Below are 15467 nucleotides of genomic sequence, written 5' to 3' on the forward strand. Positions count from 1 at the left end.
CGGCCATTCATTGCACGGTCGGATGCACGCCCTCCGGACCCAGCCGCAGCACCAGCTGATCGAAATCGGCGCCGAGGCGCAACTCGGCGCCCGGAAGGAGGTCGGGCAGGGGCTTCAGCCTCGGCGGCGGCAGCAGAAGCACTTCGCCGGCCCGCAACGGTGGCAGCTCCAGGCCCTCCCAGGCCTTCAGGGGCACGGCGCGGCGCGTGCCACCGACTCTGAGTTCCAGGTTTCCCGAAGGCCAGACGTCGCTCATCCAGGCGCCGAGAATGGCCGAGTCCGCGTCTTCCAGTGCCAAGCAGAACCCCGCGGCGCCGCCCCCGGCCAGGCCCACCACCGCCAGGCTGGGCTGGGGCGGGCCCGAGAGCTCCGCCCCCGAACCGCGCACCTCGAAGCGCCCGAGACCCAGGCCCTCCAGGCGGCGCAGCGAGGCCGGGCGGGGCAGGCAGGGCAGCAGGTCCGCCGTCTCCGGCGCCAGGTGGGGCGGCAGGGTCCCGCGGCGATCCCACTTCTCGGCGTAGGCGAGGGTCTGCCTCAGGCGGGCCAGGGCGCGGGGACCGCCCTCCAGGGCCCTGCGCAGACTCGCCGGCGCGAGCACCTCAGCCAGGCGTTCGGGATCGCCCTCGCCGAGCTTGCGCAGGCGAACGGCCTCGATGCGGTTCAGGTCCGCCAGGCGGCCCGAGGCCAGCCGGCCCACCAGGGCGCGACGTTCGAGGGGCCCCTCGGCCCAGACCGCAGTGCCGAGCAGCATCAGGCCTGCGCCTCCAGCCACTCGCGGGTGGAGGGTAGGAGGGGCACTGGGCGGTTGGTGCCGAAATCCAGCATCACCTGCACGGTCTTGCCTTCGGCGAACAGCTCGCCCCCCAGCCCCTTGGTGATGCGGTAGCTCAGCTCGAAGGAGCTGTTGCCCACCTTGCTGCAGTGCAGTTCCACCCGCACGTCGTCGCCCAGCAGGATCGGCATGCGGTAGTCCACCTCGGCCCGGGCGATGAGAAAGCCCTCCTCCTGGAATTTCCGCCCGCCCAGGAAGCTGCGCCACCACTGGAACCGGGCCTGCTCCATGAAGCTCACCACCACGGCGTTGTTCACGTGGCCCATGGCGTCCAGATCGCTGAACCGCACTTCGATGGGATGGGAGAAGGGCATGGGGCCTCCGTGATACCAACCGGGCCGGCCTGGGGCCGCGGCGTGTGATCGGGGTTTTCCAGAGCATAAGGCCGAACCCGCCCGGGACGCGAATGGCGCACGCCACCTGTGGCATCATGCGCCCATGCCAGCGCCCCTTCTGCTCGCCTACGACCCCGCCTGCACGCTCTGCTGCCGCATGGCCCTCTGGCTGGCCCGGCGCGACCGCCGGGGCCTGCTGATGATCTGCTCCGTGCGCGACCCGGACCTGCTCGCCCTCGCCCCCGAACTGGGCGGCAAACCCGTCGAGAAGGAGATCCACGGGCTGGACATGGCCACCCGGGAGATCCGCGCCGGCGCCGACCTGCTGCGGCCCATCGCCCGCCGCCTGCCAGGCTGGCGCTGGATCTCGCCGCTGCTGGCCCTGCCCGGGCTGACGAACCTGCTGAACCGGATCTACCTGCGCTGGGCCGCCTGGCGTTTCCGAAAGACGGGGCGCCAGCCCTTCGCCTAAGCGCAAGCCCTTCGCCTGGCGCAAGCCCTTCGCGTAGCCTGGATCCATGCAGCCCGACGCCATGCCGCCCGAAGCCATGCCGCCCGAACCCGGCGCCTCCTGGCATCCCCACCGCAGCTGGGCCGATCCGCTCATCGCCCTGCTCGCGCTCCTCGCGCTGATGGCGGCGGGCGTCGCCCTCAGCGTGCGCCACGAGCGGGCCACGCGCCCCCTCGAACGCGCCGGACTGCACGGCCGGATCCTCGAGGTGAGCCTCGCGGGACCCAAGGTGCTGACCGGCCGCGAGGTGTCCGACAAGGACTGGACGAAGGCCGGGGCCCAGCTGAAGGAACCCTGGGACCGGGCCCTCCTGGCCGTGCTGAAGGCCGAGCTGAAGGCCCGGGGAAAGGATGGGAAGAACCTCCCGGATGAACCAACCGGGGCGGGCCGCGAGGGCTTCCTGCGGGCCTGGGAGGCGGCCTACGGGGCGGGCCCCCTGCCCGACCGGGCCACCCGCGACGACGTGCACAGCCGCCTCGGCGGCGGCTACGCGGCCGACCTGCTGGAGGCCCGCCTCCGGGACCGCGAGACCGGCGGCGAGCCCCTGCGGGCCCAGGCGCGAAAGGCCCTCCTGATCCGCCTTGCCGAACTGGGCCTGCTCGGCACGGCTGTGATGCTGCTGGGCGTGGGCGGCCTCGCCGTGGGGATCTACCTCCTGGGCACCTGGGGAAGGCCGGCCCCGCGCCCCCTGCCCGCCTGGTCCCTGTCGGGACGGGCCGCCGCCCTGATCCTCCTCGTCTGGTTCCTGGCCTTCTTCCTTTCCGGCCACGTGGCCGCCATCGTCCTGCTGCCCTTCCCGGGCCTGCGCTGGCTGGCCGTGCCCCTGAGCTACCTGCTGCACGCCGCCTTCGGCCTGCATCTGCTGTGTTCGGCCGAGGGCCTTTCCTACGGCGCCCTCTGGCGGCGCGTGGCGCCCGGCCGGGTGGGCCGCGACCTGGCCTGGGGCGGGGCCTTTCTCAGTCTCGCCGTCCTGATGGTCATGACCGTGGCCCTCGTGTCGAACCTGATCCTGAAGCCCGATCAAAGCCCCCAGCGGGACCTGCAGGAGATGCTCCGCAGCCTCTCGGGCTGGGGTCCCAATCTGGCGCTGTTCCTGACGGTGGCGGGCCTGGCGCCCTTCTTCGAAGAGCTGATGTTCCGCGGGTTCCTGCTCCCCGTCTTGGCGCGGCGGCAGCCCATGGCCCTGGCCCTGCTCCTGTCGGCCCTGCTCTTCGGGGCGATCCATCTGCAGCCCGCGGGCCTGCCCACCCTCGGCACCCTGGGCTGGGTGATGGGCCTGGCCATGCGCCAGACCGGCAGCCTGCGCGCGCCCATCCTCGTCCATGCCTGCTGGAACGGCAGCCTCTTCCTGCTGCTGCGGGCCTTCGCCTGAGATCCCGTCAGGGCTTGATCTGGGCCTTGGACAGCGCCGGCAGCAGCCACCAGAAGAGCTGGAGCAGCAGGAAGACGAGGGCCGCCCACTTGAGGATCGCGACCCAATCCGTGCCTTCGGGCCTGGATTGGCCCGTCGTCGTCTTCCGGGAGGCGAGGTAGGTTTCGACCGGATCCTCCGCCAGGCTGATCTTCACGGGCTGGCTCTGCCTTGAGCGGGAATCCGTCGGATGCGAGCCGCTGTCCATCGGGGCACCGGCCGCCAGTTCCGCAGGGATGCGGAAGCGCGCCGTCGAGACGCTGCTCGCGTCCTCGTCCTGGCCCATGAAGGCGAAGAGGCGGGCGCGCATGTGGACCGGCCCGGGGAGCGCGTCGATGAGCTCCTCCATGAATTCCGGCAGGGTCGGATAGCGGTCGTCGGGATCGATGGACAGGGCCCGCTGGAACACGGCGCCCAGGCGGGGCGGCATGTCCGGCGGCAGGGCCACCGGCTCCTGCAGGATGTGGATGATGATCTGGGTCAGCCCGCTCCCGGGATGCGGCAGCTGGCCCGTCAGCAGCTCGAAGGCCGTGGCGGCGAAGCTGTAGCGGTCCGAGGCCGGCGTGCCTTCGCTGCCCCTGAGCACTTCGGGCGGGGCGTAGGCCGGTGAGCCGAGGAAGTCGCCCGTCACGGTCAGGCGCAGGGCCAGGGTCTGGGCGTAGCCGCCCTGGGAGGGGTCATCCAGCAGGGGCGCGTCCGGATCCTGCTCGGGATTCAGGCTCATGTGGCCCATGGTGCGGGCGATGCCGAAGTCCATGAGCTTGGCCCGGCCCTCCTCACTCAGCAGGATGTTGTCCGGCTTCACGTCGCGGTGAACGATGGCGCTCCGGTGCGCGGCCCTCAGGGCCCGCATGGCCTGGATGAGCACCTTGGCCGAGGCTTCCGTATCGAGGCTCTTCTCCTTGATGTGCTTGCCGAGGCTCTTGCCTTCGACGTACTCCATGGTCAGGAAGGGCCCCAGGTCCTCCTCGACGCCCACGTCGTAGATGGTCACCAGGTTCGGGTGGTTGAGCTGGGCGCTGATCTCGGCTTCGCGACGGAAGCGCAGCATGGCCTGGTGCCGCGCATTGCCGGTGACCCGCACCACCTTGATGGCCACGCGTCGCTTGAGCAGCGGATCTTCGGCGAGGTAGACGGTTCCCATGCCGCCCTGTCCGATGGGTCGCAGGATCTGGTATCTCCCGATCGTTTTGGGGTCTGCCATGGAATTCAAATTCTAACCAGGAGACCCCCTTCCAAAGTCAAGATAGAATGGAGGATTCGACATTCCGGAGATCCCATGGCCGCCCTTCTCGAAGCCATCGAAATCAAACGCAAGATGTTCTTCGAGCTGGAGGACGTCCCCTACCACTGCCTGGACGTGGAGATCTCCACGCCCACGGCCCGCGGCGGCCAGACACTGGTGCGCATCAAGATGCGGAACCTGCTCACCCGCGCCGTCTTCGACAAGACCTTCAAGGCCGGCGACAAGTTCAAGGAGCCCGACCTCGTCCTCACCCCCGCCAGCTACCTCTACAGCGATGGCGAGGGCTCCCACTTCATGGATCAGGAGACCTACGAGACGCACACCCTCGGTGAATCACTCATGGGCGACGCCCTCAGCTACCTGACCGAAGGCCTCATCGTCCAGATCCAGAAGTTCAACGGCAACCCCATCGGCCTCCAGATGCCCACCACGGTAGAGCTGGAAGTCACCTACACCGAGCCCGGCGCCCGCGGCGACACGGCCAGCGGCAACGTCACCAAGCCCGCCAAGCTGGAGACCGGCATCGAGATCAAGGTGCCCCTCTTCATCAAGGAGGGCGAGAAGGTGAAGGTCAGCACCGAGACCGGCGAATTCGGCGGCCGGGCCTAAATCCACCACGGAGACACGGAGCGCACGGAGGTTTCACTGAGAAAAGCAGGAGAAAGAAAACCGTCGGCCTCCCGCAGAGGTGTTGACTCTTTTGCCTCCGTGTTCCTTTCTCCGTGCCCTCCGTGCCTCCGTGATGAATCCTTCCTGGCGGCGCGATGAAGAAATACCGCCTCGGCCAGAGCCGGGAGGCCCAGGACCTGGACCACCGCGAGGCCTACTCGCGGGAGCGGACGGCGGAGAGCAAGCGGCGGCAGCGCCACGCCGAGCGGCTGGAGACCGGCATCGAATCCCACGATGCCGAGGCCCTGCTGCGTCTGCCCGACCCCGGGCCCTGGATGCACCTGCCCGAAGCCACCCTCATCCAGCGCCACAGCCAGTGGGTGGATCTGGAGCGGGAGGACCGCACGGTGCTGCGGGCCACCCTCGGCGGCAAGCTCAAGGGCGTGCGCCTCGTCTGCGGGGATCGCGTCCGCTATTCGGCCGTTCCCGTGGAGGCCGAGGATCCTTCCCTGCCCCCGCCGCCGCCCGTGCGGGGCGATGGTGGGTCCCCCGAGGCCCAGGTGGTGGCCGTCATGCCGCGCAAGAGCCTGCTCAAACGGGGCGGCGGGGATGATCGCGAACCCTGGCAGCTCATCTGCGCCAATGCCGATGAACTCTGGGTCTGCGCGGCGGTGGTGGATCCCCCCCTGCGGCCGGGCCTGCTGGAGCGCGCCCAGGTGCTCGCGCTCGACGCAGGCCTCGGCTTCCGCGTGCTCGTCACCAAGCGCGACCGGGCCTCGAAGAAGGACACACTGCCCGAGCTCGACCCCCTGCGGGAGCAGGGCGTGGCCATCCACGAGACCTCGGCGCTCAAGGGCGAAGGCGTTGAGCCGCTGCACGCGCTGCTGAAGGGCAAGGTCGTCGTGCTGCTGGGCCACAGCGGTGTGGGCAAGAGCACGCTCGTGAACGCCCTGCACCCCGAAGCCGCGCTGAAGACCGGCGGCCTGACGAAATTCGGCACGGGCAAGCAGACCACCACCGCCGCCCGCTGGCTGCCTCTCAGCACCGGCGGAACCCTGGTGGATACGCCGGGCATCCGCAGCCTCAGCGTCCGCGGCTTCGACCGGGCCCTTCTGGCCCAGGTCTTCCCCGAGTTCCCCGCCGAGGTGCTGGAGGATCCCCTCGCCTTCGACGCCGACGACGAGGCGACCCTCGACCGCCTCGACCTGGCCTACCCCGAGCGCCTGCAGAGCCTGCAGCGCCTCTGGCAGGAGATGGAAGACCGGAACCCCAACCAGAACGTGTGGCGTTGATGCAGGACCGGATGCAGAGCGATTCCCGCCTGCTCGGCCTCGTCTACGGGGCCGTGTTCGGCTCGCTGTTCCCGCTCTTCCATTTCGCCGCGCGCTCCTTCGCGCGGCGCGAGCGGGGCCATGACATCGCCGATCAGATCGCCAACGCCTTCATGGATCTGCGCCCCAAGTACCTCGAGGCCATCCTGGGCAACACGGCCCAGGTGCTGGGTTTGAAGCCCACCCACCCGGCCGTCGAGCGCACGGCGCGCGACATGGTGCGCCAGCACGCGCGGGCCTGGGTGGATTTCTTCTTCTACGGCCAGCGCCCCGCCGAAGAGGCCATGGCCCAGTTCGCGAGCCTCGAGGGCATGGAGGGTTTCGACGCCGTGCTCGCCGAGGGCCGGGGCGCCATCCTCCTCACGGCCCACGCGGGCAACTACGAACTGGGCGGCGTGCTGCTCAAGGCCCGGAACCTCAAGGTCCACGCGGTCTACAAGCCCGACCGCTTCGAGGCGGTGGAGCGGCTCCGCGAAAGCCTGCGCGCCCAGGGCGGCGTCGTCGGCATTCCCGTGGATGGCGTGGGTTTTTCGACCCTGCCCCTCGTGAAGCTGCTGCGGGAGGGCGCCCTCGTGGGCATGCAGGGGGACCGCGACTTCAGCCTCAACGGCGTGCCCATACCCTTCTTCGGGCGGGAGGTCCCCTTCCCCCGCGGGCCCTGGGAGCTGGCGGCCATGACCGGCGCGCCCATCATCACGAGCTTCTTCTACACGGACGAGGACCGCCGCTTCCATGCCCACTTCGGCAAACCCATCCGCGTCCAGGGGGGCCGAGGCGAACGCGGAGCCGCCATCGAGGCGGGCATGCGGGCCTATGTGGCGGAGCTGGAGGCCCTGATCCGCCGCCATCCCAGCCAGTGGTACTGCTTCTACCCCTTCTGGGATGACCCGGCGCGGCAGGCCCCCTGAGCCACCCCCGCGCACCTTGTCGCCCGTCATAGATTATTTGCCGTAGGCTAAGGTTTTCCGGTCTGCCTTCGACCCTTCAAGGAGTCCCTTCCATGCGCGGCGCCCTCCCCCTCTCCCTCCTCCTCGCGGCGGCCCTCGGCTGCCAGTCCAAGAAGTCCGAGGCCGTCGTGGCCGCCCCGACGACGGGCGCTCTGCCCACGGCCCCCGCCGCCGCCGCGGGCCAGGGCCTCAGCGGCAAGGTGCTCGAGCGCATCGAAGCCTCCCCCTACTGCTACCTGCGCATCCAGACCGTGCGGGGCGAGGTCTGGGCCGCCGTGCCCGAGGCCAAGGTCGAGAAGGGCACGGAGGTCACCATCGCCAATCCCATGCTCATGCGCGACTTCGAATCCAAGACCCTGAACCGCACCTTCGCGGAAGTCTACTTCGGCACCCTGGCCCCGGCCGGTGGCGCCATGCCCGCGCCCGGTGCGGCCCCCCAGATGGCCATGCCCGCCCCGGGTGCCGCTCCGGCGGGGACTCCCGCCTCCGCTCCGGTGGAGGTCGGCAAGATCGACAAGGCCGCAGGCGCCGACGGCAAGACCGTGGCCGAGGTGTGGGCCCAGAAGGCCGGTCTCAAGGAGAAGACCGTCAGCATCCGCGGCAAGGTCGTGAAGTACAACCCCGGGGTGATGGGCAAGAACTGGATGCACCTGCAGGATGGCAGCGGCGACGCCGCCAAGGGCACCCACGACATCACCGTCACCAGCCAGGACACGGTGACCAAGGGTGACGTCGTCACGGTCAAGGGCGTCCTGCGCCTCGACAAGGATTTCGGCGCGGGCTACACCTACGCCGCCATCGTCGAGGAAGCCAAGGTCCAGAAGAAGTAATCAGACCGAATTCTTGAGCGCGCGGGCGTCTTCGGGCGCCCGCGCGTGCGTCTGGGCGAGCGTCGGCGCCAGGTGGAGCTTCAGCACCTCGAAGTTGGCGCTCAGGTCGAAGTCCCTCGGCATGATGTAGCTGGGGTGCCGGGCGATGACCGTGCGCCGCCCGGCGCCCTGGGCCGCCACCAGAGGCTGCACCGGAAAGCCCACCTGGTAGAAGGCCTTGGCGATGAGGGCCGAGCAGATCACCTCGCGGCTGCTGGAGCTGCCCAGGTAGAGCGGGCGCCGTCGCCAGCGCACGGGCAGCAGGTTGAAGGGCGTGAGGTAGCGGCCCAGGTCGAAGATGTTGCGGCGGTCGTAGCGCAGGCCCAGGTGGCGCAGCATCTCGGCCACCACCCGCTCCAGATCCGCCGCGCCGAGGTTCTTGGGGCGGCAGATGCGCAGGTTGTAGTCCCCATACCAGGCCACGGGCTTCACCCGCACGCCTTCGGCCATGTCGCTTTCCAGGATCAGGTGGGCGGCCTCGGAACCGAACTGGCTCAGGGATTCTTCGGCGTGGGGCCCGCCCCAGCGCAGCAGTGCGTCGCCGATGTACATGCCCGCGTGGCTCCAGGAGCTCTGGGTGAGGGTCATGATGATGCGGCTGATGCGGGACTTGCCCTCCACCAGCACCACGTCGCCGGGGCGCAGCTCGGCGCGCATGCGGTCCAGATCGTTGGGCACGCGCCGCTGGTAGGTCGGAAGCTCGGTCGTCAGGTAGCGGACCAGGCCCCGGTTCAGCGCGTCGTGGAGGAACATGGTCCCTCCTTCCCCGAATTAGACAGTCGCGGGAACGCCGGCCAGGTCCTTCACCCAGGCGGGCACGGTGCGGACGCCCTTGGGCGCCTGCAGGGCCTTCTGGTAGCGGCGCAGCTCCCCGTCGTGGTTGATGATGAAGTCGCTCTCCTCGGCGAAGGAGGTGATGGGCAGCCAGGCCGTGGCGGCGCGGCCCAGGGCCGAGGCCTCGGTTTCCAGCGCCAGGCTGAAGGCGGCGGCCTTGAGGATCTGGCCCAGCAACTCGCTTTCCTTGTCGCTGGTGAAGGCGACATCGTGCAGGAGCACCACGGCCTTCACGGCACCTGACTGCACCTTGGCGAGCAGCTCCTCGAGGGCGCCGAAGCGGAAGCCCCGCTCCGTGAAGCCACGGCGGTTCAGGATGCCGTCGGCGCTGGTCTGGTACTTGGGCAGCACCACGGGGATGGTCTTGTCGCCGCTGCCGAAGCGCAGGTCCGCCGAGGTGGCGAGTTCACCCAGGCGCTGGGCCGCGTCGCAGCCGAAGGTGCCCTGGCCGATGACCGCCGTAGTACCGGACATGGGACCGGCGGCCTGCAGGGCCTCGCGGATGGCGTCCAGCGATGCCGGCACGCCCTTCAGCGTGGGCACGGGGGCCTGGCCCGCGCGGTTGTAGCGCTTGTAGGCGTAGCGCTCCTCGTCGCTGATGAAGTGGGTCGTCTCCTTGCCCTCGAGGGGCCGGGGACGGAAGCGGTGGATCTCGTTGCCTTCGTGATCGATCCAGATGGGGCTGCCCAGGGCCGAGTGGCGGCTGATGGAGGGCACGCTCTTGAGGTACCAGACCCGCTTCTTGAAGCGGAAGTCGCGGCTCGTCAGGGCGCCCACCGGGCAGAGGTCCACCACGTTGCCGGCATAGGGGTTCTGATCCATGCTCTTGCCCGCGAAGGTGGTGACTTCCAGGTGCGAACCGCGGGAGGCCACGGTCAGCTCGGAACCGCCACTGATCTCCTTCGTGAAGCGCACGCAGCGGGTGCAGTGGATGCAGCGGTTCTTGTCGATGACGATCTTGGCGCCCAGGTCCTCGTAGCGGTAGCGCCGCTTCACCTCGGCCATGCGGGAGTCGCCGCTGCCGTAGCTGTACGAGTAGTCCTGCAGCTTGCATTCGCCGGCCTGGTCGCAGATGGGGCAGTCCAGGGGGTGGTTGATGAGCAGGAATTCCATCACGCCGGCCCGGGCATCGGCCACGGCGGGCGTGTTGGTGAAGACCTCCATCACCACCGCGTCCGGATTGTCCTTGGGCGCGGGCGGCACCGTGGTGGTGCAACTGGTGGCGAGCTTGGGCTGGCCCTTGATCTCCACCAGGCACATGCGGCAGGTGGCCACGGGACTGAGGGCCGGGTGGTAGCAGTAGTGGGGGATGTCGATGCCGACGGTGCGGCAGGCGTCCAGCACGAGGGTGCCGGGGTTCACGCTCATTTCAACGTCGTTGATCTTGATCGTCGGCATGGGCCCACTCCAGGCCTATCAGAATGAGGCTTGGCGCCTGGAAGGTAAAGGTGGGGGCTTCAGACGGCCCCGACCATGCACCGCCGGCAGAAATCCAGGAAATCCTCCAGATCCGGGATATCCACGTTCACTGTGGCGGGAATCACATTCGGAATGACCACCCGCTTGCGCAACTCGCCCGTGGCCTCCAGGGAGAAGACGAACCAGGCGGCCCGGTCCTTTTCCGAGGACAGGGTGAGGCTCACCAGCTTGGTCTCGAAGAACAGGTCCGGGGCGCCGCCATCCTCGGGCGTGTGCCAGTCGGGGATGTGGCCCCGCTTCACGAACTCGGCCTTCAGCTGCTCCAGGGTGTGCTGGACCGTGAACTGCACTTCGACCTGGACATCCATGCGGGCCTCCCTCGATCCCCTCTTCGGCCGGCTTCGTTCCGAACCCAAACCTGGACATCCTGCCCTTCCGGAAGGGCGGAGAGCGTGGGAAAATCAAGGGTTCAGGGGGCGGACCATGCCGACGGCATTGATCTCGGTGTATGACAAGACGGGGCTCATCCCCCTGGCGGAAGGCCTGCTGGCCCAGGGGTGGCGGCTGCTCGCCACGGGCGGCACATTGCGCACCCTGCAGGAGGCCAAGCTCGAAGCCCTGGAGGTCGCCGCCTACACCGGCGCCCCCGAATGCTTCGATGGCCGAGTGAAGACCCTGCACCCCCGCATCCACGGCGGCCTGCTCTTCCGCCGCGACCTGGCGGACCACGTGGCCGACGCCAAGGCCCAGGGTATCGAGCCCATCGATCTCGTCGTGATCAACCTCTATCCCTTCGAAGCCACCATCGCCCGCGAAGGCGTCACCGCCGCCGAGGCCATCGAGCAGATCGACATCGGCGGCCCGAGCATGATCCGTAGCGCCTCCAAGAACCACGCCTCGGTCACGGTGCTGACCGATCCGGACCAGTACGCCCCCTTCCTGGAGAAGCTGCAGTCGGGCACCTGGAGCCTGGAGGATCGCCGCCGCTGCGCCCTGGAGGCCTTCCGCCGGACAGCCGCCTACGACGCCGCCATCTCGGGCTGGATGGAGCGGGAACTGATCTCGAAGAAGGGCGCCGACCTGCCCCACCACCTCTGCCTGAACCTGGTGCAGAAGCAGGGCCTCCGCTACGGCGAAAACCCCCACCAGCCCGCGGCCTTCTACGTCGAGCCCGGGCGTCCGGCCCAGGGCATGGCCTCCTGCATCCAGCACCAGGGCAAGGAGCTGAGCTTCAACAACCTGCTGGACGCTGACGCCTGCGCCCGCCTGGTCTGGCAGTTCCCGGCCCCGGCCTGCGTCATCGTCAAGCACAACAACCCCTGCGGCGTGGGCCAGGGCCCCCACGCCCTGGAAGCCTTCATGCGCGCCCAGGCCGGCGATCCCGTCAGCGCCTTCGGCGGCATCGTCGCCTTCAATCGCCCCATCGGCGCCGAAGTGGCCCAGGTCATGGCCCAGAACTTCTGGGAAGTCATCCTCGCCCCCGCCTTCACCGGCGAGGCGCTGGAAGTCTTTGCCGCCAAGAAGCAGCTGCGTCTCCTGCAGACGCCCGACCACTGGCCCCAGAGCGCCGAGGGCCTGGACACCCGCTCCATCGGCGGCGGCTACTTGGTGCAGCGGGCCGATGACGCCTTCGTGCCCTTCGAGGCCTGGGAGGTCAAGGCCAGCGGCCCCGGCGCCAAGCCCCGAGCCGAGGACCTCATGCTGGCCCAGCGCGTGGCCAAGGCCGTGAAGTCCAACGCCATCGTGCTCGTGAAAGACGGCGCCACCGTGGGCATCGGCGCGGGCCAGATGAGCCGCGTGGATTCCGTGGAGATCGCCTGCCGCAAGGCCGGGGACCGCGCCAAGGGCGCCGTGCTGGGCAGCGACGCCTTCTTCCCCTTCGCCGATGGCCTCGAAGTGGCCGCCCGCCACGGCGTCACCGCCTTCGTCGAACCCGGCGGCAGCCTGCGCGACAAGGAGGTCATCGAAGCCGCCCAGAAGCTCGGCGTCTGGCTCTTCTTCACCGGCATGCGCCACTTCCGTCATTGATTGGAACCGCGAATGACGCGAATGGGCGCGAATGACGGTTTGGTCTTTGGCGAAGAAGCCTATGCCATCGTCGGTGCGGCCATGGAGGTCCATTCTGCGCTCGGCTCCGGATTTCTAGAGGCCGTCTACGCCGATGCGTTGGCGATCGAATTCTCGGCTCGAGGCATTCCTTTCAAACGGGAAGCCGCCATCGCGATCAGCTACAAGGGACAACGCCTCAGCCATGACTATCGTGCGGACTTCATTGCCTACGAGAGCATCATTGTTGAATTGAAAGCCATCAAGAAACTCGGAGACATCGAACGTGCCCAGGCGACGCACTACCTCAAAGCCACGACCCATCCCCTGGCTATTCTGCTGAATTTCGGTGCACCCAAGCTAGATTGGACGCGCATCGTCCTCTCGTGACATCTCCTTTTCATTCGCGCCCATTCGCGCCATTCGCGGTTAAAACATGAAAACCTCTGAACTCCGCCAGCGATTCCTTCAGTACTTCGAGCGCCAGGGGCACCGCCGGGTGGCTTCCAGCGCGGTCATCGGGCCCGCGGACGATCCGACGGTGATGTGGACGAACTCGGGGATGATCCAGTTCAAGGATGTCTTCCTGGGCAAGGAGAACCGCGACTACAGCCGCGCCACCACCAGCCAGAAATGCCTCCGGGCCGGCGGCAAGCACAACGACCTCGACCAGGTGGGCTTCACGGCCCGTCACCACACGTTCTTCGAGATGCTCGGCAACTTCAGCTTCGGCGACTATTTCAAGGCCGACGCCATCCGCTTCGCCTGGGAGTTCCTCACGGGGCCCGTGGACCAGGGCTGCCTGGGCCTGGATCCCTCCCGGCTGTGGGTGACGGTCTTCGAAGGCGCCGACGGGGTGCCCGCCGACATCGAAGCCGAGGACATGTGGAAGGCCGCCGGCGTTCCCGCGGACCGCATCATGCGCTTCGGCAAGAAGGACAACTTCTGGCAGATGGGCGACACGGGCCCCTGCGGCCCCTGCTCGGAGCTGCACTTCGACCGCGGCGCCCACATCCCCGGCGACGCCACGCCTAACGGCGAAGGCGACCGGGTCATGGAGATCTGGAACCTCGTCTTCATGCAATACGAACGCGATGCGAAGGGCGTCCTCGCCCCCCTGCCCAAGCCCAGCATCGACACGGGCATGGGCCTGGAGCGCACGGCCAGCATCCTGCAGGGCGTCGATACGAACTATGAGATCGACCTCTTCGAACCCATCTTCGAGGCCATCTGGAAGGCCGCCAAGGTGCGCCCCGAGGACCGCCGCGAGCACGCGAACCGCACGGCCTCCCAGGTCATCGCCGACCACATCCGCGCCGCGACCTTCATGTGCTACGACGGCGTGGTGCCCAGCAACGAGGGCCGCGGCTACGTGCTGCGCAAGATCGTCCGCCGCGCCCTGCGCTTCGGGCGGAAGCTCGGCATCGAAGGCCTCTTCTTCGCCGACCTGGCGCCGGCCGTCTTCCAGGCCATGGGCGATCAGTACCCCGAGCTGCTGGCGGAAATGGGGCGCATCCAGAAATCCCTCCACCGCGAGGAGCAGCAGTTCAGCCACACCCTGTCCGCGGGCCTGAAGATCCTCGAAGCCAGCGACGTCTCCAGCGGCACCCTGTCGGGCTCGGACATCTTCCGCCTCTACGACACCTACGGCTTTCCCGTGGACCTGGTGGAGGACTGGTGCCGGGAACGCAGCATCGCCGCGGACCTGGCCGGCTTCCAGCAGGAGCTGAACGCCCAGCGCAGCCGCGCCCGGGCCGCCATGAAGGCCCACGACCTGCGCCTGGCGGGCGACCTCGCCGTGCTGGCGGACCTTCCGCCCACGCGCTTCACGGGCTACGACCACCTCGAAAGCCAGGCCCACGTCGTGGCCCTCTTCGACGCCGGGCACAAGCGCGTCAAGCAGCTCAGCGGCGAGGGTTACGTGCTGCTGGACCGCACCCCCTTCTACGCCATGTCCGGCGGCCAGGTGGGTGACACGGGCCAACTGCGCTTCGAAGGCGGCCATGCCGAGGTGCTGGACTGCACGGCCCCGGCCCAGAAGCGCCACCTCCACAAGGTCGTGGTGACGGGCAGCCTCATCGAGAACACGGCAGTCAACGCCCTCGTGCACGCCGGCCGCCGGCGCCGCGTGCGGGCGCACCACACGGCCACCCACCTGCTGCACGCGGCCCTGCGCGAGGTGCTCGGCACCCACGTCAAGCAGGCCGGCAGCGTGGTGGATGCCCAGCGCCTGCGCTTCGACTTCACCCACTTCGCCCCCCTGGAGCCCGCCCAGATCGCCGAGATCGAGCGACTGGCCTCCCACCAGGCCCTGAAGGCCATGGACACCAAGGTCCGCGAGATGGACATCGACGAGGCCCTCGCCTCGGGCGCCATGGCCCTCTTCGGCGAGAAGTACGGCGACGTCGTGCGCGTCGTGCAGGTGCCCGGCTTCTCCACCGAGCTCTGTGGCGGGACCCACGTGCCCAACACCGGCGAGATCGGCGTGGTGAAGATCATCTCCGAAGGCGCCGTCAGCGCCGGTGTGCGCCGCATCGAAGCCGTGGCCGGCGAGATGGCCCTGGAGCTGCTGCAGGCCGACGAGGCCATGATCCACGGCCTCTCCCGCCAGGCCAATGCCAACCGCGAGGCTCTGCCCGAGCTGCTGGCAGCCAAAGACCAGCGCATCGCCCAACTCGAACGCGACCTGAAGGAGGCCAAGCTGAAGGCCGCCAGCGGCGGCGGCAGCGCCGAGCAGGTGGAGCAGGTGAAGGGCCACACCCTGGTCACCGCCCTGGTCGAGGGCCTCGAAGGCAACGCCCTGCGCGAGTTCATGGACCAGGTCCGCACGCGGCACGCCAGCGCCGTCATCGTGCTGGCCTCCAAGACCGCCGAGGACAAGGTGGCCGCCCTCGTGGCCGTGTCTCCGGACCTGCCCTACGACGCCGGCACCCTCTTCAAGACCATGCTCCCCGCCCTCAACGGCCGGGGCGGCGGCAAGAAGGATCTGGCCCAGGGTGGCGGCTCCAACCCCGCCGGCCTGCCCGAGGCGCTCCAGGCCCTTCGCGCCGCGCTGTAGAACTACAAATAAGGATCAA

Annotated in this window: 15 protein-coding genes; 9 read left to right on the plus strand and 6 right to left on the minus strand. The window is 68.8% G+C overall.

The genetic code is table 11. The features are described from left to right. Positions 1–7: 7 nt before the first annotated feature. On the minus strand, positions 8–751 hold the full coding sequence (locus QSJ34_RS15230) for a hypothetical protein (protein WP_285576831.1): 744 nt from the start codon (positions 749–751) through the stop codon (positions 8–10). Then, complete coding sequence (locus QSJ34_RS15235) at positions 751–1146, minus strand: acyl-CoA thioesterase (RefSeq protein ID WP_285576833.1); 396 nt, start codon at positions 1144–1146, stop codon at positions 751–753. The genes QSJ34_RS15230 and QSJ34_RS15235 overlap by 1 nt, the downstream gene beginning before the upstream one ends. A 124-nt stretch (positions 1147–1270) precedes the next feature. Between QSJ34_RS15235 and QSJ34_RS15240 the strand changes: the two genes are divergently transcribed. Continuing rightward, complete coding sequence (locus QSJ34_RS15240; protein WP_285576834.1) at positions 1271–1639, plus strand: thiol-disulfide oxidoreductase DCC family protein; 369 nt, start codon at positions 1271–1273, stop codon at positions 1637–1639. 46 nt (positions 1640–1685) lie between these two features. After that, positions 1686–3050, plus strand: a complete 1365-nt coding sequence (locus tag QSJ34_RS15245) for a CPBP family intramembrane glutamic endopeptidase (protein WP_285576836.1) — start codon at positions 1686–1688, stop codon at positions 3048–3050. Between the two features lie 7 nt (positions 3051–3057). Here the strand turns inward: QSJ34_RS15245 and QSJ34_RS15250 are convergent, their stop codons facing one another. Further along, positions 3058–4293 (minus strand): serine/threonine-protein kinase, encoded by a 1236-nt coding sequence (locus QSJ34_RS15250; protein WP_285576837.1) that lies wholly within the window; start codon positions 4291–4293, stop codon positions 3058–3060. Positions 4294–4368: 75 nt separating this feature from the next. Here QSJ34_RS15250 and efp point away from each other — a divergent pair, with 75 nt between their 5' ends. The 4 genes from efp to QSJ34_RS15270 all read left to right on the plus strand — a co-directional run bounded on the left by efp (position 4369) and on the right by QSJ34_RS15270 (position 8052). Next, positions 4369–4944 carry an elongation factor P gene (gene efp / locus QSJ34_RS15255; RefSeq protein ID WP_285576840.1) on the plus strand — a complete coding sequence of 192 codons (576 nt, stop codon included), beginning with the start codon at positions 4369–4371 and terminating at the stop codon, positions 4942–4944. A gap of 155 nt (positions 4945–5099) precedes the next feature. After that, on the plus strand, positions 5100–6236 hold the full coding sequence (gene rsgA, locus QSJ34_RS15260; protein WP_285576843.1) for a ribosome small subunit-dependent GTPase A: 1137 nt from the start codon (positions 5100–5102) through the stop codon (positions 6234–6236). A gap of 11 nt (positions 6237–6247) precedes the next feature. Continuing rightward, the gene (locus tag QSJ34_RS15265; protein ID WP_285576845.1) at positions 6248–7183 is read left to right on the plus strand and encodes a lysophospholipid acyltransferase family protein; all 936 of its coding nucleotides are present in this window, start codon (positions 6248–6250) and stop codon (positions 7181–7183) included. 92 nt (positions 7184–7275) lie between these two features. Beyond that, positions 7276–8052 (plus strand): hypothetical protein, encoded by a 777-nt coding sequence (locus tag QSJ34_RS15270; protein WP_285576849.1) that lies wholly within the window; start codon positions 7276–7278, stop codon positions 8050–8052. Here the strand turns inward: QSJ34_RS15270 and QSJ34_RS15275 are convergent, their stop codons facing one another. From QSJ34_RS15275 to QSJ34_RS15285, 3 genes are read right to left on the minus strand one after another with little or no spacing between them, the layout of a single operon-like run. Beyond that, entirely contained in the window at positions 8053–8844 is a 792-nt protein-coding gene (locus QSJ34_RS15275) for a YiiX/YebB-like N1pC/P60 family cysteine hydrolase (protein ID WP_285576851.1), read from the minus strand. 18 nt (positions 8845–8862) lie between these two features. After that, complete coding sequence (locus QSJ34_RS15280) at positions 8863–10323, minus strand: NADH-quinone oxidoreductase subunit G (RefSeq protein ID WP_285576853.1); 1461 nt, start codon at positions 10321–10323, stop codon at positions 8863–8865. Between the two features lie 59 nt (positions 10324–10382). Continuing rightward, a complete protein-coding gene (locus QSJ34_RS15285) occupies positions 10383–10712 on the minus strand; it encodes a hypothetical protein (protein WP_285576854.1) in 330 nt (109 codons plus the stop codon). A gap of 115 nt (positions 10713–10827) precedes the next feature. Between QSJ34_RS15285 and purH the strand changes: the two genes are divergently transcribed. From purH to alaS, 3 genes are read left to right on the plus strand one after another with little or no spacing between them, the layout of a single operon-like run. After that, complete coding sequence (gene purH, locus QSJ34_RS15290; protein ID WP_285576856.1) at positions 10828–12372, plus strand: bifunctional phosphoribosylaminoimidazolecarboxamide formyltransferase/IMP cyclohydrolase; 1545 nt, start codon at positions 10828–10830, stop codon at positions 12370–12372. 12 nt (positions 12373–12384) lie between these two features. Next, positions 12385–12780, plus strand: coding sequence for a GxxExxY protein (locus QSJ34_RS15295; protein ID WP_285576858.1), 396 nt, complete (start codon positions 12385–12387; stop codon positions 12778–12780). A gap of 46 nt (positions 12781–12826) precedes the next feature. Beyond that, entirely contained in the window at positions 12827–15448 is a 2622-nt protein-coding gene (gene alaS, locus QSJ34_RS15300; protein WP_285576859.1) for an alanine--tRNA ligase, read from the plus strand. Positions 15449–15467 lie beyond the last annotated feature (19 nt).

This window comes from Geothrix limicola (genome assembly GCF_030268085.1).
Taxonomy (GTDB): Bacteria; Acidobacteriota; Holophagae; order Holophagales; family Holophagaceae; genus Geothrix; species Geothrix limicola.